Here is a 21,029-nt window from a genome sequence, read left to right as displayed (position 1 = left end):
AGTTTTATTTATTTTTGAAATTTACTTTTTGATAAGCTTCTTTGTTTGAGAAAACGTGCCGTTGACATCAGAAACCGAAAATTTAAGAAAAAAAATATCTAATTTTTGATCTTGTATATTTTCAAGGAGTGAATGATATATGCTCCGATTTTTTGTAGAATAATTTACGTTTACCCAACGATCTTCTGAATTTCTTCTTTATAGGTGTCCCCAATCGGAATAATGAAATCATCAATATGGATATTCTTGTTGACAATCGTTTTGATGTCCTTAATCGGTGCTATATAAGAACGATGTACGCGAATGAATTCTTTGTCCGAAAGTTTTTCAAGAACAGCTTTCATGGAGGAGCGAGCTGTGATTTTACTTCCTGTTTTAAGGTGGATTTGGACATAGTCATCCAATCCTTCAATTAGTTGGATATCATCATAGTTGATAAGATGAAGTTTGTAATCCGCTCTAATGCTCAATTGTCTTGTGTCGTCTGTTGCATCAGCAATTTTTACTTTCCCTATTGCCGATTTGAAGCGGTCTAGAGAAAATGGTTTCACCAAATAATCAACGGCGTTAACCTCGAAGGCGTCTACGGCATATTCCGCATAGGCGGTTGTAAAAATAACTTTGGTATTCTGAGAGATACTTTTATAAAATTCTAAACCATTCTTGGAAGGCATCTCAATGTCCAAAAAGATGAGGTCAACAGGAAATTTGTTGATGTATTTCTGTGCATCTCCAACTGTATTGAAAGTTTTTTCCAAAGTCAAGTTTTCAACTTTGGAGGCGTAATTTTCGATGATTTTCAGAGCAAGAATTTCATCATCAAGAGCAATGGCTTTTATCATGTTTTTTTAAGTAAGTTGTAATTCGACTTCGGCTAAAAAGGTTTTACCGTCGTTATGGAGGTTAATCAAATGCTTATCGGGATAGATTTGCTTTAATCGTTCCACTGTATTTTTGATACCAACACCCAAAGACTTTTTATCAGAGACAGAATTATTCACAATATTATTAAAAACTTTGAAAATAAGTCGCTTATCTTCGATAAAAATATCTACTGATATTTTTGATTTTTCTTCTGCATTAAAACCATATTTAAAGGCATTTTCAATGAAATTGACCAAAATCAAAGGTGCTATTTTCAAACCTTTTGGGCTTCCAATTTCCGTGTAAGAAAAGTCCAAACTTTCATCTGTCCTAATCAATTGAAGCGAAATGTAGTCTTTGAGATAGTCTATTTCTTTTTCCAACAAAACCCAATCCGCACCACTTTCTTGTACGACATAGCGCATGACGTTGGATAATTTCAAAATTCCCTCAGGTGCATCTTCAGAATTCATTAATGTCAGAGAATAAATGCTGTTAAGGATATTAAAAAGAAAATGGGGTTGAAGTTGATATTTGAGGTTGAGTAAGTCAGCTTTGGCTTTAGCTTGTTCTAATTCTTTTTGCTTTTGAGATCGATAAATAAAGAACGAGCTCAGGAATGCAAACAAAAACGGGATAAGTGCGGTACTCATTTTTTTTACCACACTCTCGTTGAATGGTTGCCTTGGTGGGCCAGGTTGATTAGTTAGTTGAGGTGAAACATTTGCCACGTTCTGAGGTTGGGTAGTATTTGGAGGAGTGTTGTTACTTATAGGAGGCATACTTGGTCCCATAGTAGAAGAACCAAAAGTAGTAGCAGCTAAATTGGTGAAGTAGACGACTCCTGCATAACAAGCGATAACCATCGCAGCAAAAACCACATATTTTTTCTTGTTGTAGAGTTTGGGTAGGAAAATAAAAAGGTTGAGGTAAAAGAAAATGATTCCAAATAAGTATAGGAAAAACTCTCTTAGAAATGGAGTTATTTTAAATAGCGAAAGACTTCCATCGAAATCTGGTGAAGACACGACAGGTATTGCTAATAACAAGACAATTAGGAGAGTATGGATGAGAATTTTTTTCATGAAATTAATTATGTCCAAAAATAGTAATTGTTTAGGAACTCGAAAATGGGTTAACCGACACAAAAATATCGTTTACCTCATTTGTTTTTAAATATATCAATAGCAATTTAATTTCGCTTTAAAATTAGATTATTATGAATAAAAAAACACTTTGGAGTAGTAAGAAAATCTATTTCTTGTTAGCTCTACTTTTCTCTGTTTTTGGATTTTCCCAAGCAGGGTTGAAGGTTACTTATTACGACGGAACAACGCAAAATTTTGCGGTACAATCTACAGGACAGCTTTATTTTTCTGGAAGCAATCTGATGATACAGCTTGACTCTTCAACTACAGCAACCAGTATCCCAATGACAATTATCCAGAAAATCACATTGGACAACTCTATTTTGGCGGTTGAAAACGTAAGTGCTAATAACAAAAACTGGATTGTATATCCTAATCCAGCTACTGAGTTTTTTGCTATCAAATCCCCAGATAATGGTGATTTGAAGGTGAAAATATTTAATATGAGCGGGCAAGTGGTGAAGTCCTTTACTGCAAAATCCGAAGAGAGAATTGATGTGTCTGCTTTGAAGACTGGTGTTTACCTTGTTGTAGCTAATAGTGAATCCTTTAAATTGATTAAGAAATGAGAAAGATAATTTTTATAATGATGTTGATAGTTGCGCAATTTTCATTTGCTCAATCTATCGTGGTGAACAATTCAGGGAATGTTATGTACACGGTACCAACAGCTAATGTGTCTAATATTACATTTGATACCACTTATTCTAAATTCAATATTACAGGAAGTACTTCAACTTTAGATATCCAGAAGACTTATATTGATAGTTTTACTTTTAGTACTACAACGGTCACTCAAAATAAAATATATATTATTTGGAACGGAACAGATAATGCTACAATTATTAACCCTTATGCAAGTTCTGGTGTTAGTATTACAGCCTCTTCAGGAACGGTCAACGTAACAGCAACGAGCGGTATTGCAAACCTGGAATATAATTTATTAGGAACGAGCGCAGTAGGTAGTTTGACGATGAGCTCCGACCAACCTGCTAATTTTGTAATGAATAATCTTAATTTGACCAATGCGTCTGGAGCAGCTATCTTTCTAACAGGAGCGCAGACTCATACATTTACAGCACAAAGTGGCACCACTAATACATTGACAGATGGCTCGTCAAGTGCGAAAAATGGTACGTTACAATCTGATGGCGCATTAATTTTCAATGGAACCGGAAGTTTATCAGTGACAGGTGTTAAAAAACATGCAATCTATTCAAGTTTTGGAATTACTGTGAATAATGGAGTAATTACAGTTCCTTCTTCAACATCTGATGCCTTTCATTCAGAGGGATTTACAATGACAGCTGGTACAGTGACGGTGACTCCAACAGGTGACGGAATTGATGCTGGAGCTTCTGCAATTGCAATTTCTGGTGGATCCTATACAGCAACCTTGGCTTCAGCTGATGTTAAAGCTATTAAAACTGGTGCTTCAACCATTGATATTGCTGGAGGTACTTTAAGTTTAACGTTAACAGGAGCTCAATCTAAGGGAATTAGCGCAGATGGTAATGTGACTATTTCAGGTGGAAGTATTACGGCAAATCTTTCTGGAGCTGCAGTTTTAGAAGCTGCTTCAACGGGTGTAGGTTACGACCCTTCTTATTCAACAGCGATTAAGTCAAATGCAGTTGTAACAGTTAATGGCGGTACGCTTAACTTGACTTTGGCTTCAACAGCTGATGGTGGAAAAGGAATTTCTGCTGATGGAAACGTGATTATTAACGGGGGAACCATAAATATCTCAACAGCAGGAAATGGTGCGGTCTATGTTAATGAATTGGGAGTTACTGATTCTTATACTGCTTCTTGTATCAAAAGTGATGTTAATATTGAGATTTTAGCAGGTAATTTGACATTGACAAGTACAGGGACTGGAGGAAAAGGAGTGTCGGCAGATGGCACTTTAACAATTGGAAATTTGAATGCTGCAAATTCCTTATTAACTTTAAATGTTACGACCTCAGGAATTAGATTCCTTGTTTCAGGTTCTGGAAACTCTGCAGATTATGCCAATCCAAAAGCAGTGAAAGCTGAAGGTAATCTTACTCTGAACTCAGGGACTGTTACCATCAATTGTACTCAAACTTCTGATGGAGGAGAAGGTCTGGAAAGTAAGGCTACTCTTACTATCAATGGTGGGGTAACCAATATTTCAACTTGGGATGATTGTATTAATGCAACTGCTGCAATTGTAATCAATGGAGGCACTACTTATGCCTATGCTAAAAATAACGATGGTATCGATAGTAATGGGACATTAACCATCAACGGAGGTCTAACGATTTCTAACGGTGCAAGGACTCCTGAAGAAGGATTTGACTGTGACCAAAATACATTCACAATTACCAATGGTATTATCGTTGGAACGGGTGGTGCAACAAGCAATCCAACTACATCTACATCTACCCAACGTTCTTTGAAGGTGACAACTACCGCTGGAAATAGCGTTCATATTAAAAACTCTGCGGGTACAACTATTTTGATGTATAAAGTGCCATCTTATTACGGTACAGGAAGTTCTAATTCGGTAACATTATTATTTACAGACCCAGCATTTGTAAACGGAACATACACCATTTTGAGAGGTGGAACCATCAGTGGAGGAACCAATAATAATGGATATTATACAGGTGCAACATATACAGGCGGGACCATAACAACTTTTACAGTTAGTTCGATGTTGACTACAGTTAACTAAATTCTTAGTTGATTAATGCAAAAACGCTCCGAATTTCGGAGCGTTTTTTTTGATTTTAAAATTATTTTATAAATCCTTTGCTTTTCAAAAGAGGTGTAATTTCTGGATCGCTTCCAGTGAAATTTCTAAATGCCTCGTTAAGATCCATTGAATTTCCTACTGATAAAATATATTCTCGGAAACGGTCTCCATTTGCTCTCGTCATTCCACCGTGATTCACAATCCAATCCCAAGCTGATGCGTTAAGCATATCGCTCCACATGTACGCATAATAACCTGCAGAGTATCCACCTCCCCAAATGTGTGCGAAATAAGGAGAGTGATATCTTGGCGGAACTTGCGGTAAAGTGAATCCGTATTTGTTAAGTACATTTTTTTCAAATTCCAAAGTGGGCTTCAATTGGTTTTCATTAGTAACAGAATGCCAAGCCATATCCAATGTCGCTGCAGAAACCAATTCGGAAGTAGAGTATCCTTGATTAAAAGCAGATGCCTTTTTAATTTTATCAACTAAAGATTGCGGCATTGGCTGTTTTGTTTGATAATGAAGGGCGTAGTTTTTAAGAACAGATGGCTCTAAAGCAAAAAATTCATTAATCTGAGAAGGGAATTCTACAAAGTCTCTTGGTGTGTTGGTTCCAGAAAGAGAAGGATATTTTTGATTGGCAAATAATCCATGAAGCGTATGTCCAAACTCATGAAACATCGTAGAAACATCATCATAAGAAATAAGAGAAGGTTTTCCAGGAGCTGGTTTCTGATAGTTGAATACATTAACAATCACAGGTTTTGTTCCTAGTAAGTGTGATTGCTCAACGAGATTATTCATCCAAGCGCCTCCGTTTTTATTATCTCTAGTGTAGAAATCTAGATAAAATAAAGCCATTGATTTTCCGTCTCTATCAAAGATTTCATAAGCCACTACATCTGGATGATATACTGGCAAATCAGTTCTTTTTTTGAAGGTAATTCCATAGAATTTTTCTGCTGCAAAAAAGACTCCGTTTTCCAAAACGGTTTTTACCTCGAAGTAAGGTTTGATTTCGTTTTCGTCAAGGTCGTATTTTGCTTTTCTCACTTGCTCAGAGTAGAAATTCCAGTCCCAAGGTTCAACATTAAAACCTCCTTTTTGGTCATTAATCAAATTCTGAATTTCATCACTTTCTCTTTTTGCTGTCTGCACTGCTGGTTTTGCCAATTGAGAAAGAAGGTTAAGCGCGTTTTCTGGTGTTTTTGCCATTTGGTCTTGAAGCTTCCACTCTGCGAAAGATTTTTTTCCTTGCAGTTGAGCTTTTTGTAACCTTAATAGAGCCTGTTTCTCCAAAGTAGCACGAGTGTCATTAGCATCACCTTGTTCTGCTCTATACCAAGAAGCTTTGAAAAGTTTTTCTCTCGTTGCCCTATTTTTAAGGTTTTGCAAAAGCGGTTGCTGAGTCGTGTTCAATAGGCTCAAAAGATATTTGCCTTCCAGATTGGCATTTTTAGCATCTGTTTTTGTTGCTGCAATTTCGTTGGCTGAAAGTCCATCTAATTCTTTAACATCATCGATAATCAATGCTCCTTTTTTTCTTGCTTCCAAAAGCTTGTTGGAGTACTGAGTAGAAAGCGTTGCCAATTCTTGATTAATTACTTTCAATTTTTCTTTGTTTTGTTGAGATAGGTCGGCTCCAGCGATTTCAAAATTTTGTTTGTAAAATTCTAGTAATCTCTTGTCCTCACCTTTCAAATTGCTACCGTCAATCGCTTTGATTCTTTGCCATAATTTGTCGTTAAGAGAAATTTTATCGGCATGAGCTGCAAAAATAGGAGCGTATTCTTCTTCGATTTTTTGAAGTTCGGGGTTGGTGTTAGAACTTGTTAAATTATAAAAGATAATTTGAGCTCTTTTGAGAACTTCGCCACTTTTTTCAAGAGCAACAATAGTATTTTCGAAGGTTGGCTTGTCTTTGTTGTCAGCAATCATATCGATTTCGAATAGGTGTTGCTTCAACCCGAATTCGAAGGCAGGTTTGAAATCACTGTCTTTGATTTTATCAAATTGCGGAGCTTGGTATTGTAGAGGACTTCTTCTTATTAGCGGATTGTCCGCGAGTTCGGGCGTGATAGCTGGTAATTCAGTAGCTGGTTCGTTGGTCGTCTTCATAGTGGTACATCCTGTTGCGATAGCAATGGTCGAGACAAGTGCTATCTTGGTGAGGTTTTTCATTGTTTGAAATTATTTATAAGGTATAAAGATATTATTTTTTTAAATTTGAAGAAAAACAAACTTTTAGAACTCATATTATGAAGAACATTTTTTTTATTTTGGCCCTGGCTTTAGTTACATCTTGCGACAAGAAAGACATTTTTCCATTTGGAGGAAATAAGGAAGTGACAGGAGAAACAGTGACGAAGGAAGTTACTGGAGATTTTGATAAGATAAAGGTGGCGAGAGGGATTTCCGCAGAGTTGATTCAGGCAGATGAAGAGAAAGTTGTAGTAAGTGCGCCATCCATTGTAATGCCAGATGTTGAAGTTAATCTAAATAATGGACAATTAGAATTAACAATAAAGAATGGAGTTAATTTTAGCTCGGACCATCATATTGAAGCCAAAATCTATGTCAAAGATTTTTCTCAGCTAGATACCAATTCAGCTGGAAGTATCGTTTCAAATACAACTTTTGTTGTAAAGGATTTGGATATTAGTGTGTCTTCTTCTGGAAGTGTGGATGGTGATTTTGATGGTCAAAAAGTATCCATTGATGCTTCTAGTGCAGGTAGTTTTGAGGGCAATATCAATGCGGAATCTATCGCTTCTTCTTTGTCATCAGGAGGATTGGTAAAAATTTCTGGTAAAACTCAAAATGCAAAAGTCGAAACGAGTTCTGGAGCGAGTTTTAATGGGGCTCAATTGATGGCAGATGATGCTAATTTGGAAGCATCCAGTGGGGCAAGCATTGAAATTGATATCCAGACAAAAGCTAATGCAGATGCTTCATCGGGAGGGACAATTAATATCAAAACTAAAAACTTCGATAATATCAAATACAGTACAAGCAGTGGTGGAGATGTGACGATTAACTAGGTTTTTCGTCTTCGATTTCATCGTCAAAAGCCCAATTTCCCTCTTGAAAGGAAAGGCTGTCTAGTGCTAATAATTCGGATTCATTTTTGAGAGATTCCAAAGTGGAGAATTTTAATCCTTCTGTTGTCTTCTCTTTTGCTAATTTTCGGACAGATGCTTTATCAATCATCATGAATCTTTTACCGATTCTGCGTGCCGCATATTTCCGCATACCTGTTGCTTGCAATACGTCAACAGCCATATTAACAGCTGTTCCGAGTGTTTCGCGGTATATATTATCGATGTCGTGGTTGAGGTAATGATAAGCGTCCATTCTATTTTTTGCTCGCACAAATATCTTCAAGTGAGGAAAATTTTCTTTCACCAAACCAACGATATATCTGTTGTCATCGGGATTGTCCAAACATAGTACAAGGATTTCTGCTTTGTCAGCACCTGCGGTCCTTAACACTTGTACACGTGTAGCGTCTCCGTAATATACTTTGAATCCAAAACTTCTCAAAAGTTTTACCCTGTCCGAATCATGGTCAAGAACTGTTGCTCGAACTTTATTAGCTCTTAAAAGCCGACCAACAGTACTTCCAAAATGTCCGAATCCTATAATAATGATTTTTCTTGGCTGAAGATAATCAGGGAGTGTAAGCTCGTTGTCTTCTTCCATTTTGATATTAAAATTGGGTGCGATTACTCTTTCGTTTAACAACATCAAAAATGGCGTAATCATCATTGTTATGGCAACCACTGCCATCATTTGTTCGGCAAGTTGAGGTTCAAATAGATAAAGCTTTGTCGAATAATTAATTAGAACAAACGCAAATTCTCCAATCTGTGATAATCCAAATGAATAAAGCAGGTTTTGGTCATTACTTAATTTGAAAAATTTGCCGATTGCAAAAAGTACTAAGAATTTGACCAACATCACGACAATGACAGTACTGAAAATAAATATCGGGTCATCCGCAATAACTGGAAAATTGATACTAGCGCCTACGCTCACAAAGAAAACCGCAAGAAGCAAACCTTTGAAAGGGTCAATTTGAGCTTCCATTTCATGTTGAAATTCGCTGTTGGCAAGCATTACTCCAGCAATAAAGGCTCCTAAGGCGGGGCTAAGTCCTACAGCATTCATTAATTCGGAAACCCCTAAAACCAAAAATAGGGCAGAAGCGGTGAGCAATTCGCTCATATTGGATTTTGACACGTACCGCAAAAACGGGACAAAAACATACCTTCCCAAAAAAATAAGTAAGGCAACTCCAAATAATACCGAAAAACTTTGCATCCATTCCGGAAGTTTTTGGATAAGCAAGGTTGCTGCTGTTTCTGATTTTGGAGGGTGATATCCAGCAATAAAAGGAAGGATGGCGATAATTGGGATAAAGGCAATATCTTGAAACAAGAGATTAGAAAACGAGGCTTCGCCAGCTGCCGTATTGAAAATATTTTTCTCTTGTAAAATCTGCAAAACAATGGCGGTTGAAGACAAAGAAAAACACAAAGCGATGGCAAAAGCATGGTCGCTCGACCAATCTGCAAAATAAAAAATAATGAATAGCAGAAAAGTAGTTAGCAAGATTTGTGATAACCCTAAACCAAGAATTTTCTTTCTCATCGCCCAAAACTTTCGCGGCTCTAGCTCTAAGCCCACCAGAAAGAGCATCATTACGACGCCCAATTCAGTAGCGTGCATGATATCACTTTCTTTATTTCCTGTTAGCTTTAGCACAAAAGGACCAATGATAATTCCTCCTAAAATGTAACCGATAATCGAGCTGAAACCCAATTTTCTAACCAGAGGAACCATGATAATGGCTGCTCCTAAGAAAACTAACATGGTCATGGCAAAATTTTCACCCATTTCAGCTATTTAATATATTTTGAAAATCGTGTTTGTGATTAATAATTTCTTTTTTGGAAAGATTTTCTGCATTGTAGATGAAGAGAGGTTCTTTCAAAATAATATCGTTGACTCGTAGTGTGGCGATAAGTCCAGAAATCATTTCCTCGATTGAGTAGAAATACTTTCCATCTCTTCCAAATTGTTCTTCCTTTCCTCCTGCGGTCACGAGTATGACGGCTTCCATTCCTTTCAGTGGATTTTCTTCTTTCCCGAACATCCATTTGATGTCAAAGACTTCATCAATCCATAATTTTAATAAAGGAGGAATTCCGAACCAGATTAAAGGAAAATGAAAAATGATTCTTTCGTATCCGGCTAATCGTTTTCTTTCTCGGAATGCTGGAATGTGTAAGTCAGGATATTCTTCGTATAAGTCGCGAAAGGTATAATGCTGATGTCTTACATAGAAGTTAATTAACTCTATGTTGGATTTGGATTGTTCCAAATAAGGATGTGCAAATAACACCAGCGTTTTTTTCATTTGCCTTCATTTTTTCAAATATAATTAAAAGAAAGACGAAATAAAAGTAAGTGCAAAAAAAAATCAGTAGTACAAACTACTGATTTGATATAAAATTTCAATCTAAATCTCACCTACCAATCTCCAGAAGCGCCGCCGCCACCAAAGCTTCCGCCACCGCCGAAACCTCCAAAGCCGCCACCGCCGCCTCCAAAACCACCTCCACTGGAACCTCCACCTCCAAAGCCACCAGGGAAAAATATGAAGCCACCAGGATATTTGTTTCGTCCTCTTCTTGATATAATTACATCGTCGTCGTCATCATAATTGCCTCCGCCACGATTGTTATTCTTAAAAATAAAACTTAAAATAATGAACACAATAAATGCAATGAGAAGTATTTCGAAAAGTCTCGGGCCTCCTTCATCTTGTGATTCTTCGGGTTTGAATTTTCCTTGTACAGCGTCCATAATAGCTGCTGTTCCTCGACGTATTCCTTCGTAATAATCTCCGTTTTTGAAGTGGGGTTTTACAATGTAATCAAGGACTTGTCCAGCCGAAGAAGCGGTCAGATATTGTTCTACATTACGGCCTTGCTGGATCGACATGGTTCTATCCTCAGTTGCAATGAGAAATACAACACCGTTATCTTTTTCTTTTTTTCCAATTCCCCATTTTTCTCCAAACATGGTTGCGAGGTAGTTGATATCTTCTCCTTTGGTTGAAGGAATGATGATGACTTCTATTTCTGTTGAAGTAGAGTCTTCGAATTTGATTAATTCGTTGTTGATGGACTGTCTTTCTGCTTCTGTCAAAAGTCCCACTTCATCGTAAACAGGATAAAGAACACGAGGTTTTTCAGGAATCGTGTATTGAGCGGAAATCCATCCGCATACAAGAAAAAATAAAACAGTTAATATTTTAAGAGAAGGTAATCTCATCAGATAATTCGTTTGGATTTTCACCAGTGATGGGAAAATGTTTTTTAAGTTCGATTCCTGTTCGCAGTATTGCACTTTGTAGTCCTTCAAAATAACGACCTTTCACAAACTCCGATGTAATATAATCATGAAGTTGATCCCAAAAAACTTGCTTAACTTTTTGGTGTATTCCTTCGTCGCCAATAATGGTCAGATATTTTTGTTCGAAATTGACATGGAAAAGCACTGCGTTACGTTCCGCAGTTTGATTCATGCAAAGTTTTTTAAAAACCCGAAAAGCCATCTCCGCATTCTGAGATTCTGTATTGGAGTCAATATGAACTCTAATCTCTCCTGAGGAATGACTTTCTGCTGTTTTTATGGCTTCCACGAGGGAAGCCATTTGTTGGTTATTTAAGTATTTTTCCATTATTCGGTGAAGACCTCTGGAGCTTTTTGTGCACCTGCTTCTGCTTGGAATTTTGGTTTTACATGGAAGTTAGTAAAGTTCGCAATAATATTTCCAGGAACTTTTCTAATCGCTTCATTATAAGTTTGTACCGCCTCATTGAAGTATACGGTTTCTGTTCTAATGCTGTTTTCGATAGCAGTATATTCTCTTTGGAAATTGATGTATTGTTGGTCAGCTTTCAGATCTGGATATTTTTCAACAACCATCATTAATCGTCCTAATGCTCCACTTAATTCTCCTTGTGCAGCTTGGAATTTTGCCATGTCTGCTTCGGTCATATTGGCTGGGTCAATATTAACGGAAGTTGCTTTTGCACGTGCTTCTACAACTTTGGTCAATGTTTCTTGTTCGAATTTAGAATAAGACTTCACGGTTCTTTCCAAATTAGGGATAAGGTTGGCTCGTTTTTGATAAACTGTTTCAACGTTACTCCATTTGGTGGATACTTGTTCATCAAGGCTTACGAAGCTATTGTATTTGGGTATTCCCCATAATAAAAGAATTGCGATAATTGCAATAAAGCCAATTCCTAGTGTTCCTGCGCTAAGGCATCCTCTATTTTTCATAGTTTATAATTATGTTTGTTATTTTCGAGATAAAGTCAAATATACAATTATTATAGTAATTTTGCACAAATTATAATTACATGACTACCATAATTGTTGCGATGAACAACGAAAGAGGAATTGGTAAAGAAAATCAATTGCTTTGGCATCTTCCTAAAGATCTTCAACACTTTAAGAAAATAACTTCCGGGCATCCAATAGTGATGGGAAGAAAAACGTATGAAAGTATTGGGAAGCCATTGCCTAATCGTACCAATATTGTGATTTCTCGTAAAGATAATTGGTTCGAAGAAGGGATTCTTATCGTTGGAAGTATCAAAGAGGCAATTAAATTTGCGAGAAAAATCGACGAACAGATTTTTATTATTGGTGGAGGTAATATATATCAGCAGACTTTGGACATTGCGGATGAACTGATTGTTACCAGAGTTGATTCTACGCAAGAAGCTGATACTTTTTTTCCCGTGATTGATGAAAAAGTATGGGAGAAAGTAACCGAAGACTGTCACGAAAAGGATGAGAATAATGCGTTTGATTTTTGTTTTCAGACCTATAGAAGAAAGTCAGAGTAAGCAACATGATTCATCTTGCAAAGAATTCTATCCTTTTTCTTCCAACAAAAAGCAGTATCTTTGCCACTCAAAAATTTTATTAAACAATGAACAAAAATATTAAACTCGTTTTTGCCGCATTACTGATTGGATTAGGCATTTACATGATGTTTTTTACTAGAAGTTTGGGATGGGGAATTGTAGTCTTTTTGCTTTCTGCATTTCCGATTTTTTTATATTTCAAGAACGAACTTATTCTACTTGCTTTTTGGCAGTTTAGAAAACAAAATGTTCCTAAAGCAGCAGAATGGTTGCATAAGATTACTGACTATAAATCTCAGTTGCATAAATCACAATACGGATATTTCCATTATCTTTTAGGATTAACTTATGCTCAAGATAATCCCGCTAAAATGGAGGCTAATATGAAGAAAGCCTTGGAATATGGTCTTAATATGAAGCAAGATAGAGCGATGGCAACCTTGAATTTGGCTGCAGTTGCAATTTCTAAAGGTAGGAAACAAGAAGGACAAAGGCTTTTGGAAGAAGCTAAAAAATTGGATTCTGCTGGACTGATGACTGACCAGATTAAGATGATGAAAGACCAGTTAAAGATGCCTTCTATGCAAAAACATATGCATAATCCTAATATGAGACAACGAGGTAAGTTCTTCTAATGATTAAGAATCGAGCTCAATATAAAACCAAAAATCCCGAAATTTTTCGGGATTTTTTTATTTCAATTATTTTGAATTTATTTCTTCGGAATTTCTTTTAAAATTTCTTGGAAGAAAGTCCAGAACTTTTGAAGGGAAGCAATATTGGCTCTTTCGTCAGGAGAATGAGCTCCTCTGATAGTTGGTCCAAAACTTACCATTTCCATCTCAGGATAATTAGCGCCAATAATTCCGCATTCTAGCCCAGCATGACAAGCCACGACGTGAGGCTTAGAACTGAATTTTTCTTCATAGATTCTTTCCATGATTCTAACGATTTCGGAGCCTGGTTTTGGTTTCCAACCTGGATAGGAACCAGAGAATACCACTTCCATTCCAGCTAATTCAAAGGTAGCTTGTAATTGTTCCGCAACATCCATTTTTGTTGATTCTACAGAAGAACGAGATAGATTTAGTATCTTCAAGCCTCCATCCTTGAGCTCGACTCTCGCAATGTTATTAGAAGTCTCCACCAAATCTTTGACATCAGGACTCAAGCGGTAAACTCCGTTGTGAGCAGATTTCAAAGCTTGAATGATTTTTTTTGAATCACTTTCAGAAAGGGCTTTGTTTTCAGATGTGCTTGACTCGATATTGATCGTTAAATCTTTTTCTAAAGTTTCAAATTCTTCTAGAATCTCTTTTTTCAAGTGATTGACTTTAGTAATATAGTTTTGCACATTATCAACTGAGAAAACGGCAACAGCTTCACGAGGAATCGCATTTCTTAGTCCACCGCCATCGATCGAAATTAACTGAATGTGATTTTCTATCCCTGAATATAAAAATCTTCCTAAAATTACATTAGCGTTTCCTAGACCTTTGATGATGTCCATTCCAGAGTGTCCGCCTTGCAAACCTTTGATTTCGATTTTAATGAATTCGCCTTTTGATTCTTCAAGTTGGTAATTTTGAGAGGCAGTAACGTCAATTCCTCCTGCGCAACCTATGTCAATTTCATCATCTTCTTCGGTGTCAAGGTTAAGCAAAATTTCTCCGTGAAGTTGCCCAGGTTTAAGACCAATTGCACCAGTCATACCCGTTTCTTCATCAATGGTAAATAAAGCTTCTAATGCAGGATGCGGAATATCATTGCTTTCCAAAACACTCATGATGGTTGCCACTCCCAGACCATTGTCAGCTCCTAAAGTAGTACCTTTTGCTCTTACCCAATCTCCATCCACTTCCATTTCGATTCCTTGGGTGTCGAAATCAAATTGGACATCATTGTTTTTCTGACAAACCATGTCCAAATGCGATTGCAAGACTATAGATTTGCGGTCTTCCATACCTGAAGTAGCAGGCTTTTTGATAATGACATTACCAACTTCGTCAACGGTAGTTTCCAAACCTAATTTTTCGCCAAAGTTTTTAATAAATTCAATGACTTTTTCTTCTTTTTTAGAAGGTCGAGGAACCGCATTGAGAGCTTCGAAATTTTTCCAAACGATTTGTGGTTCGAGTTGTGAAAGATTCATAAGATTTTTATTTTGCTCAAATTTACAAATAAAAAATGCTTTCCTAGATGAGGAAAGCATGATTGTTTTGTGGTGATTATTTTAGCAACTGCATTGGCCAACAATAGAAGTGGTCGTGGATTTTCCATCCTTGCTTTCAACCTTCATTTCTCCAGAGAATATGGTGAGTCCCTTTTCTTTTCTTATTTTTTTGACCGTTATCGTTACTGTGTAATTCTCGTTATTAATTACTTTACTCAAATCCAGTGGGTCAAAGTCGCCCTCTTCCATTGGAAGTTTTACCATTTGGTCATCTATTTTGAGATAAGCGTTATTGCCATAATCATCGGCGTAAACATATTGCTTATTTTTGAGGTCTTCTTCATTTTTAGCAAAAAAGCAGGAGCAGTCATTGATTTCCGCTGGTAAAGCGAAAGTAGATACTTGCATTGTATTTTTGATAGATGAAGAATCTTGGACAACTGATATTGAGTCTTGATTTTCGGTTTTTTCTGTTTGGTTTTTTTTACAACTTACCGCTAAAATCGCTATTGCGGTGCATATTATTATTTTTTTCATTCTTTTGAAATTAGTTAACCTCTAGCTCTTTCTAATAATACCATCATCAATAGAGAAAGTACAACCAAACTTTCGTCCTCATCATCTATATCGATAAGTCTGTCTAGCTGAAATCTTCTTCCAAAGAAAGATGGAAGTTTCTTCAGCCGGAAATAAGTCTTCCCAGAATGGTCTTTCACGCTGTAAGAGGGATTGAGAAAATAGCCTGTGAACATTCCAATAACAGGAAGTTCCCCGATAAAACCATCAAGAAATTTGGTCCATGCATTATCTTCCGATATACTGAATTTGCTTTTATTGTCTTCGTCCAAAATTTCATAATGAGCCTTCCAAAGGGAACGCATCCCTTTTCTAGCGAGTCTTCCATAGTTTTTGCCATCAAATAAGTTGGTCATAGAGTAGGAAGCATTGAAGTCAATCCATTGATTGGCTTTGATCCGGAAAAGTTCTTTGGTTTTGTTTTGATTATCAAATACAATAACGTCCTCCTTAAGACGAAACATTTTTTGTCTCACATAAGCAACGTAGTTTCCATTACGATCAGTAATATTGAAATCACTCGAAAGCGTTGTGATTCGGAATTTGAAATCTAGTGGATAATTAAGATTTTTTAGTACCATCTTTTAAGTTTTTTTTCAAAAGTATAAAAAAATAAACAAGACTCATGTTTACATTTGTTAAAGTCTAGTTTTGATTTTTTAGTATTGGAGGTTATATCAAATCATTATATTTGTGAGATGGAATATCCGAGTAAAGTTTTAGCCAAAGCTGTTGAGGAGATTTCTGGTCTTCCAGGAATTGGTAGGAAATCTGCTTTGCGTCTTTCCTTGCATCTTTTGAAGCAGCACGAATCTTATGGTGTTTCTCTTGGAAATGCAATTATTGATCTGGTCCAGAACGTTAATTACTGTAAAAGTTGTTATAATTTTTCTGATTTAGAAGTATGCGAAATTTGCTCTAGTGAGAAACGTAATGACGAGCTTCTTTGTATCGTAGAAGATGTTAGGGATGTGATGGCTATTGAGAATACAGGAAAGTATCAAGGAAAATATTTGGTTCTTGGAGGAAAAATTTCTCCGATGGAAGGAGTTGGTCCTGGTCAGCTTAATATTTCAGCAATTGAGAGAAAGATTTCCGAAGGTGAGGTTTCTGAAGTTATTTTTGCGCTCAGCGCTACCATGGAAGGGGATACCACAGCATATTATATCTATAAAAAATTCAAAAATTTTGAAGTGAAATTCACGAGCATTGCAAGGGGAATTTCAGTAGGAGATGAGTTAGAATATGCTGATGAAATTTCATTGGGAAGATCTATTCTTAATCGAGTTGCTTACGACGAAAAAAGTTAATATTTGAGGTTAAGGTCTACGTATTATTCTGGTAATAATATAGTTGCCGTAGGTTTCAATTAGTCCAAAATATGGATGATTAGGAGTGCTGATTGCTAATTTCTTGTTTTGAAAAGATCGAATAAACTTATTTTTATTATTTGTCCTAATTTTGTCAAATGCTATCAATTAACCAGAACAAGAAATACGGTGTTATTTTTTTTGTTTCCTTAATCATGTTTTTATTTGTAAATATGATGTTTATTTATAAATATGCAGGTGAGAGACTTCCAACTTATTCACTTCTTATTTCATTTTTTTATTTTATTGCTGTTTTTGGACTAGTTTTGTTTTTCTGGAAAAGAATTTTGCAAAAGTCGGACTGGGAGAAATTTTTATTTTGGAGCTTGGTAGCAGTTTCCTTTATTGGAAATATTTTCCTTAATTGGAAAATTGATATGAGTCAAATTAATGTTGATAGAGCTGACGCTATGGAAATAGGGATCAGGGCGCTTTTGGATAACAAATATCCTTATTCAATTTTGGATAGCATGGGAAGGACATCATCTAATTTGTCAGTTTTGATTTTGATGGGGTTACCATTCTATTTACTGTTTGGAGATGTGGGGTACTTACAATCATTCGTTTTAGTTTTATTGGTTTGGCTGATCTACAAGTTATTTACTAATTATAGACAGCGTTTTTTTGTTTTGCTCATTTTGGTGATTTCTCCGTCTTATTGGTGGGAAGTGTACGTCAAGAGCGATCTAATGTCAAATTTTATTATTGCTTTAGGATATACTTACTTTGTCTATCTCCATTTCATAAAAAATAAGAAGCTTGGAAATAGCGCTTGGCTTGGTGTGGCTACTGGATTGCTTTTATTAACAAGGCTTTCCGTAATTATTCCCATTGTTGTTTCTGTAACAAAGGCTTTTTGGAGCTTTTCAGTTAGAAATAAAGTATTCTTTTTAGGAGCTTCTTCGGTTGTGATGTTAGCACTAATCATTTTGTTTTTTATAAATGCGGAAAGCTTTCAGCAAGTCATTAGGTATAATCCTTTTTTGATTCAAGGTGCAAAACAACCCTTACTTATAAGTATTGGATTTGTTTTGTTGTCTGTTGTATTGTCATTTAAATCAAAGAGATTTGTTACTATTGTGTTTTCAAGCGGACTTCTATTGTTTTTGACTGTGGCAATCACTTTTGTAATAGCTCTTATTAATTTTGGGTGGCAAAGGTGCGTCATGGAATCCGAGTTCGATCTCAGTTTTTTTAATATGTCGATGCCTTTTGTTATTTTTGGGATTGGACTTTCTTTCTGCAAATTAAAATTGAACAGATGATAAGCGTAATTGTTCCTTTTTACAATTCAGAACAGACGATTGTAGCTGCCTTAGAGTCTGTTAAAAGGCAAACTTGGAGTCAGACCGATTTTCAGTTGATTCTCATCAATGATGGTAGTGTGGATAATAGCGTGGAAATTGTCCAAAGTTTCATAAAAAATAATCCGGAGTTTGAAATTCGTTTGATCTCTCAAGAGAACAAAGGCGTTTCTTCAGCGAGAAATGCGGGTTTGAAAGTTGCAAAGGGTGATTATATCGCTTTTTTGGATTCAGATGACGAATGGTTGCCAGAGAAGACCATTCGACAATTAGATATTCTTCAGAAAGAAAATATTGATTTTTTAGCTTGTCGAAGGGGACGGGGCAATATTATGTTTCCATATGTAGTTAAAAATGGGTTGGCAAAGATTACTTTTAATAAACTTTTAGTCAGGAACGAAACGCAGCCCTCGACGGTTATTTTTAAGAGGGAAATTTTGGAGGATACAGATCTTTTTGACCCCAATCAGCGATATGCTGAAGATGTTAACTATTGGATGAAAATTTCTAGGCAACATACGATGTATATTCTTGATGAAAATTTAGTTATTCTTGGTGATGGCAAGAGAAGTTTTGGAGTAAAGGGATTATCTGCCAATCTATTGGAAATGCATCGAGGTTTTCTCAAAAATATTTTGGAAATGTATCAATTAGGATACATAAATATTTTTCAATTAAAAATATTACAGTTTTTTTATAGAGGAAAATATCTATTTTTGCGTACAAGGCACTTTTTTTATCAATCTTTAGGATAGTTTAATGAATATTTTAATTACCGGTGGAGCCGGATTTATTGGCAGTAATTTGGCAACGGAACTTGTAAAAAAAGGGTACCATGTCACCGTTTTAGATAACTTATCCGCACAGATTCATGGTGTTAATCCTAATCAAGATTCACCAATGTACAATAATATTAAGGGGATAGTAGATTTTTTTAGAGGAGACGTTACATCACGAGAAGATTGGTTGAAGGTTATTAAGAATCAAGATGTCATTGTTCATCTTGCGGCAGAAACGGGTACTGGTCAATCTATGTACAAAATAAAGCACTACAATGAAATCAATGTTTTAGGTACTGCGGTAATGCTTGAGGTGTTAATGAATGAAACTCATCATGTATCAAAAGTTATTATTGCTTCTTCTAGAGCCTTATATGGGGAGGGCAAATATCTTCATCCCGAATTGGGTGTAGTCTACCCAAATCCAAGAAAAGTATCGGATATGTCAACGGGAGATTTTGAAGTTAAATTTCAAGATCAACAAGTAATGATACCTCTTTCTACGGATGAAGATTCTAAAGTGCATCCGTCCTCCATCTACGGAATTACCAAGCAAAATCAAGAGCAAATGGTCATGACGGTTTGTCCTGCAATTGGGATCATTCCAGTTTCAATTAGATATCAAAATATTTATGGTGCAGGACAATCGTTATTAAATCCTTACACAGGGATTCTTTCGATATTTTCGGCGCAGATTCTTAATAATAATCCAATTAACATCTTTGAAGACGGTAAAGAATCTCGTGATTTTGTATACATTGATGATGCGATCGTAGCGACTATTAATTGTATTGAATCTGATAGTGCTAGTTACGAGATTTTTAATGTCGGAACAGGTGTGGCTACAGATGTTCTTGAGGTTGCAAAAGTTCTACGAAGTTTTTATGGAGGTACTTCCGAATTGTTTATTTCGGGGCAATTTAGGATCGGGGATATTCGGCATAACTTTGCAGATATTTCCAAAATTAAAAATAAACTGAATTTTGAACCTAAAATTTCCTTTGAAGATGGTATCAACCGATATGCGAGTTGGGTTATGAATCAGAAAGTGCAGGATAACCAGTTCGAAAAATCTATCCAAGAATTGGTTTCCAAGGGAATGCTTAAATGATGGGACTTCATGGTAAAAATATATTGATAATTTCTGTTAAGTTCTTCAATTACGAACAGCACATTGTTGAAAAAATTGAAGAGCTAGGTGGTAATGTTGATTTTTTTGATGATAGGCCGTCTAATTCTGTTATAGCAAAAGGACTAGTAAGACTATATAGAAAGTTTTATCAATTTAAAATTGATCAGTATTATAGGGATATTCTGAGTAAAATTAGGAATAAATCGTATGATTTTTTCCTGTTGATAAAAGGCGAAGCTACTCCACAGTTTTTCCTTAATCAAATCAAGAGAGATTATCCAAACATGAAAATGATCTATTACACTTTTGATTCGGTAATAGAATATCCTTATTTTAAAGAGTATTTTAATTTCTTTGATCATAGTTTTACTTTCGATAGAAGAGATGCACAAGACTATCAAGTCCATTTTCGACCGCTCTTTTATATTGATGAATATTTGAATAAAAATTTTTCAAAGAGTATCTCCTCGAAAAAGTATGATGCCGTTTTTATTGGGAGTGCGCATACTGATCGTTTTTTATTTGGGGAGCGAATTAGGAAGGCCCTAGATAATCTTCAATTAAGGAGTTTTTTTTATTATTATGCTCCTAGTTGGTTTGCACTGAAAATGAAATCAATTCTTGATAAAACCTCTGAAGGAATAGATGTTTCGAAAGCAAGTTTCAAATCATTATCTCATTCGGAACTTATCAGTTATTATCAAAAATCAATTGCGATCATCGATATACATAAACCATTTCAGTATGGTCTTACAATGAGATCTTTTGAAGTGTTAGCATCTAAAACCAAACTGATTACCACCAATCAAGAGATTCTTAAATTACCCTTTTATCATGTCCAAAATATAATGGTGGTTGACAGAAAAGAACCTATCATTGATAGAGAATTTTTTAAATCTGATTTTATTGATTTACCAGATGAAGTCATGAATAAAATGTCCTTGCAATCTTGGGTTGAATGCATTTTTCTTCAACATCAAGATGATTATTGGATGAAAAAAA

At 35.8% G+C, this 21,029-nt stretch carries 21 protein-coding genes; 10 read left to right on the top strand and 11 right to left on the bottom strand.

What is annotated here, in order from left to right; all coding sequences use genetic code 11:
- Positions 1 to 170: 170 nt before the first annotated feature.
- Both AC4AGG_RS10315 and AC4AGG_RS10310 read right to left on the bottom strand, forming a co-directional pair.
- Positions 171 to 842, bottom strand: a complete 672-nt coding sequence (locus AC4AGG_RS10315) for a LytR/AlgR family response regulator transcription factor (protein WP_489771915.1) — start codon at positions 840 to 842, stop codon at positions 171 to 173.
- 6 nt (positions 843 to 848) lie between these two features.
- A complete protein-coding gene (locus AC4AGG_RS10310) occupies positions 849 to 1,949 on the bottom strand; it encodes a sensor histidine kinase (protein ID WP_489771914.1) in 1,101 nt (366 codons plus the stop codon).
- A 134-nt stretch (positions 1,950 to 2,083) separates the two neighbouring features.
- Here AC4AGG_RS10310 and AC4AGG_RS10305 point away from each other — a divergent pair, with 134 nt between their 5' ends.
- Both AC4AGG_RS10305 and AC4AGG_RS10300 read left to right on the top strand, forming a co-directional pair.
- Positions 2,084 to 2,581 carry a T9SS type A sorting domain-containing protein gene (locus tag AC4AGG_RS10305; RefSeq protein WP_489771913.1) on the top strand — a complete coding sequence of 166 codons (498 nt, stop codon included), beginning with the start codon at positions 2,084 to 2,086 and terminating at the stop codon, positions 2,579 to 2,581.
- On the top strand, positions 2,578 to 4,716 hold the full coding sequence (locus AC4AGG_RS10300; protein ID WP_489771912.1) for a carbohydrate-binding domain-containing protein: 2,139 nt from the start codon (positions 2,578 to 2,580) through the stop codon (positions 4,714 to 4,716). The genes AC4AGG_RS10305 and AC4AGG_RS10300 overlap by 4 nt, the downstream gene beginning before the upstream one ends.
- 61 nt (positions 4,717 to 4,777) lie before the next feature.
- On the opposite strand, the gene AC4AGG_RS10295 is transcribed toward AC4AGG_RS10300, so the two are convergent.
- On the bottom strand, positions 4,778 to 6,922 hold the full coding sequence (locus AC4AGG_RS10295; protein ID WP_489771911.1) for a M3 family metallopeptidase: 2,145 nt from the start codon (positions 6,920 to 6,922) through the stop codon (positions 4,778 to 4,780).
- 77 nt (positions 6,923 to 6,999) lie between these two features.
- On the opposite strand from AC4AGG_RS10295, the gene AC4AGG_RS10290 reads away from it, so the two are divergent.
- Positions 7,000 to 7,782, top strand: coding sequence for a head GIN domain-containing protein (locus AC4AGG_RS10290; protein WP_489771910.1), 783 nt, complete (start codon positions 7,000 to 7,002; stop codon positions 7,780 to 7,782).
- On the opposite strand, the gene AC4AGG_RS10285 is transcribed toward AC4AGG_RS10290, so the two are convergent.
- The 5 genes from AC4AGG_RS10285 to AC4AGG_RS10265 form a co-directional block, all read right to left on the bottom strand.
- Entirely contained in the window at positions 7,775 to 9,640 is a 1,866-nt protein-coding gene (locus tag AC4AGG_RS10285) for a monovalent cation:proton antiporter-2 (CPA2) family protein (protein WP_489771909.1), read from the bottom strand. The genes AC4AGG_RS10290 and AC4AGG_RS10285 overlap by 8 nt on opposite strands.
- A gap of 1 nt (position 9,641) precedes the next feature.
- On the bottom strand, positions 9,642 to 10,163 hold the full coding sequence (locus tag AC4AGG_RS10280; RefSeq protein ID WP_489771908.1) for an NAD(P)H-dependent oxidoreductase: 522 nt from the start codon (positions 10,161 to 10,163) through the stop codon (positions 9,642 to 9,644).
- A gap of 113 nt (positions 10,164 to 10,276) precedes the next feature.
- Entirely contained in the window at positions 10,277 to 11,083 is an 807-nt protein-coding gene (locus AC4AGG_RS10275; RefSeq protein WP_489771907.1) for a TPM domain-containing protein, read from the bottom strand.
- A complete protein-coding gene (locus tag AC4AGG_RS10270; protein ID WP_489771916.1) occupies positions 11,064 to 11,495 on the bottom strand; it encodes a TPM domain-containing protein in 432 nt (143 codons plus the stop codon). The genes AC4AGG_RS10275 and AC4AGG_RS10270 overlap by 20 nt, the downstream gene beginning before the upstream one ends.
- Positions 11,492 to 12,100 carry a LemA family protein gene (locus AC4AGG_RS10265; RefSeq protein WP_489771906.1) on the bottom strand — a complete coding sequence of 203 codons (609 nt, stop codon included), beginning with the start codon at positions 12,098 to 12,100 and terminating at the stop codon, positions 11,492 to 11,494. The genes AC4AGG_RS10270 and AC4AGG_RS10265 overlap by 4 nt, the downstream gene beginning before the upstream one ends.
- A gap of 80 nt (positions 12,101 to 12,180) precedes the next feature.
- Here AC4AGG_RS10265 and AC4AGG_RS10260 point away from each other — a divergent pair, with 80 nt between their 5' ends.
- Positions 12,181 to 12,672, top strand: a complete 492-nt coding sequence (locus AC4AGG_RS10260; RefSeq protein ID WP_489771905.1) for a dihydrofolate reductase — start codon at positions 12,181 to 12,183, stop codon at positions 12,670 to 12,672.
- A gap of 86 nt (positions 12,673 to 12,758) precedes the next feature.
- Positions 12,759 to 13,328, top strand: coding sequence for a tetratricopeptide repeat protein (locus tag AC4AGG_RS10255; protein WP_489771904.1), 570 nt, complete (start codon positions 12,759 to 12,761; stop codon positions 13,326 to 13,328).
- Between the two features lie 77 nt (positions 13,329 to 13,405).
- Here the strand turns inward: AC4AGG_RS10255 and AC4AGG_RS10250 are convergent, their stop codons facing one another.
- From AC4AGG_RS10250 to AC4AGG_RS10240, 3 genes are all read right to left on the bottom strand, one after another.
- Positions 13,406 to 14,845, bottom strand: coding sequence for an aminoacyl-histidine dipeptidase (locus AC4AGG_RS10250; protein ID WP_489771903.1), 1,440 nt, complete (start codon positions 14,843 to 14,845; stop codon positions 13,406 to 13,408).
- Positions 14,846 to 14,926: 81 nt separating this feature from the next.
- Positions 14,927 to 15,403 (bottom strand): hypothetical protein, encoded by a 477-nt coding sequence (locus tag AC4AGG_RS10245; protein WP_489771902.1) that lies wholly within the window; start codon positions 15,401 to 15,403, stop codon positions 14,927 to 14,929.
- 14 nt (positions 15,404 to 15,417) lie between these two features.
- The gene (locus AC4AGG_RS10240; protein ID WP_489771901.1) at positions 15,418 to 16,023 is read right to left on the bottom strand and encodes an LURP-one-related/scramblase family protein; all 606 of its coding nucleotides are present in this window, start codon (positions 16,021 to 16,023) and stop codon (positions 15,418 to 15,420) included.
- A 117-nt stretch (positions 16,024 to 16,140) separates the two neighbouring features.
- On the opposite strand from AC4AGG_RS10240, the gene recR reads away from it, so the two are divergent.
- The 5 genes from recR to AC4AGG_RS10215 form a co-directional block, all read left to right on the top strand.
- Positions 16,141 to 16,752, top strand: a complete 612-nt coding sequence (recR, locus tag AC4AGG_RS10235; RefSeq protein WP_489771900.1) for a recombination mediator RecR — start codon at positions 16,141 to 16,143, stop codon at positions 16,750 to 16,752.
- Between the two features lie 233 nt (positions 16,753 to 16,985).
- Complete coding sequence (locus AC4AGG_RS10230; RefSeq protein WP_489771899.1) at positions 16,986 to 18,077, top strand: hypothetical protein; 1,092 nt, start codon at positions 16,986 to 16,988, stop codon at positions 18,075 to 18,077.
- Positions 18,074 to 18,871 carry a glycosyltransferase family 2 protein gene (locus tag AC4AGG_RS10225; protein WP_489771898.1) on the top strand — a complete coding sequence of 266 codons (798 nt, stop codon included), beginning with the start codon at positions 18,074 to 18,076 and terminating at the stop codon, positions 18,869 to 18,871. Before AC4AGG_RS10230 ends, AC4AGG_RS10225 begins: the two co-directional genes overlap by 4 nt.
- Before the next feature lie 4 nt (positions 18,872 to 18,875).
- On the top strand, positions 18,876 to 20,006 hold the full coding sequence (locus tag AC4AGG_RS10220; protein ID WP_489771897.1) for an NAD-dependent epimerase/dehydratase family protein: 1,131 nt from the start codon (positions 18,876 to 18,878) through the stop codon (positions 20,004 to 20,006).
- Positions 20,003 to 21,029: WaaS/CpsH family glycosyltransferase (locus AC4AGG_RS10215; RefSeq protein WP_489771896.1), on the top strand; the 1,027-nt coding region annotated here is incomplete at its 3' end. The genes AC4AGG_RS10220 and AC4AGG_RS10215, both read left to right, overlap by 4 nt.

The organism is Chryseobacterium sp. CG10_8, from assembly GCF_058117085.1.
The sequence above is the reverse complement of the archived record's forward strand: the minus strand, read 5'-3'. Positions and strand labels throughout refer to the sequence as shown.

Excerpts from the sequence above, each read along its gene's own strand:
- AC4AGG_RS10315 (WP_489771915.1), bottom strand. The coding sequence starts at position 842 with ATGATAAAAGCCATTGCTCTTGATGATGAAATTCTTGCTCTGAAAATC.
- AC4AGG_RS10310 (WP_489771914.1), bottom strand. The coding sequence starts at position 1,949 with ATGAAAAAAATTCTCATCCATACTCTCCTAATTGTCTTGTTATTAGCA.
- AC4AGG_RS10305 (WP_489771913.1), top strand. The coding sequence starts at position 2,084 with ATGAATAAAAAAACACTTTGGAGTAGTAAGAAAATCTATTTCTTGTTA.
- AC4AGG_RS10300 (WP_489771912.1), top strand. The coding sequence starts at position 2,578 with ATGAGAAAGATAATTTTTATAATGATGTTGATAGTTGCGCAATTTTCA.
- AC4AGG_RS10295 (WP_489771911.1), bottom strand. The coding sequence starts at position 6,922 with ATGAAAAACCTCACCAAGATAGCACTTGTCTCGACCATTGCTATCGCA.
- AC4AGG_RS10290 (WP_489771910.1), top strand. The coding sequence starts at position 7,000 with ATGAAGAACATTTTTTTTATTTTGGCCCTGGCTTTAGTTACATCTTGC.
- AC4AGG_RS10285 (WP_489771909.1), bottom strand. The coding sequence starts at position 9,640 with ATGGGTGAAAATTTTGCCATGACCATGTTAGTTTTCTTAGGAGCAGCC.
- AC4AGG_RS10280 (WP_489771908.1), bottom strand. The coding sequence starts at position 10,163 with ATGAAAAAAACGCTGGTGTTATTTGCACATCCTTATTTGGAACAATCC.
- AC4AGG_RS10275 (WP_489771907.1), bottom strand. The coding sequence starts at position 11,083 with ATGAGATTACCTTCTCTTAAAATATTAACTGTTTTATTTTTTCTTGTA.
- AC4AGG_RS10265 (WP_489771906.1), bottom strand. The coding sequence starts at position 12,100 with ATGAAAAATAGAGGATGCCTTAGCGCAGGAACACTAGGAATTGGCTTT.
- AC4AGG_RS10260 (WP_489771905.1), top strand. The coding sequence starts at position 12,181 with ATGACTACCATAATTGTTGCGATGAACAACGAAAGAGGAATTGGTAAA.
- AC4AGG_RS10255 (WP_489771904.1), top strand. The coding sequence starts at position 12,759 with ATGAACAAAAATATTAAACTCGTTTTTGCCGCATTACTGATTGGATTA.
- AC4AGG_RS10250 (WP_489771903.1), bottom strand. The coding sequence starts at position 14,845 with ATGAATCTTTCACAACTCGAACCACAAATCGTTTGGAAAAATTTCGAA.
- AC4AGG_RS10245 (WP_489771902.1), bottom strand. The coding sequence starts at position 15,403 with ATGAAAAAAATAATAATATGCACCGCAATAGCGATTTTAGCGGTAAGT.
- AC4AGG_RS10240 (WP_489771901.1), bottom strand. The coding sequence starts at position 16,023 with ATGGTACTAAAAAATCTTAATTATCCACTAGATTTCAAATTCCGAATC.
- recR (WP_489771900.1), top strand. The coding sequence starts at position 16,141 with ATGGAATATCCGAGTAAAGTTTTAGCCAAAGCTGTTGAGGAGATTTCT.
- AC4AGG_RS10230 (WP_489771899.1), top strand. The coding sequence starts at position 16,986 with ATGATGTTTATTTATAAATATGCAGGTGAGAGACTTCCAACTTATTCA.
- AC4AGG_RS10225 (WP_489771898.1), top strand. The coding sequence starts at position 18,074 with ATGATAAGCGTAATTGTTCCTTTTTACAATTCAGAACAGACGATTGTA.
- AC4AGG_RS10220 (WP_489771897.1), top strand. The coding sequence starts at position 18,876 with ATGAATATTTTAATTACCGGTGGAGCCGGATTTATTGGCAGTAATTTG.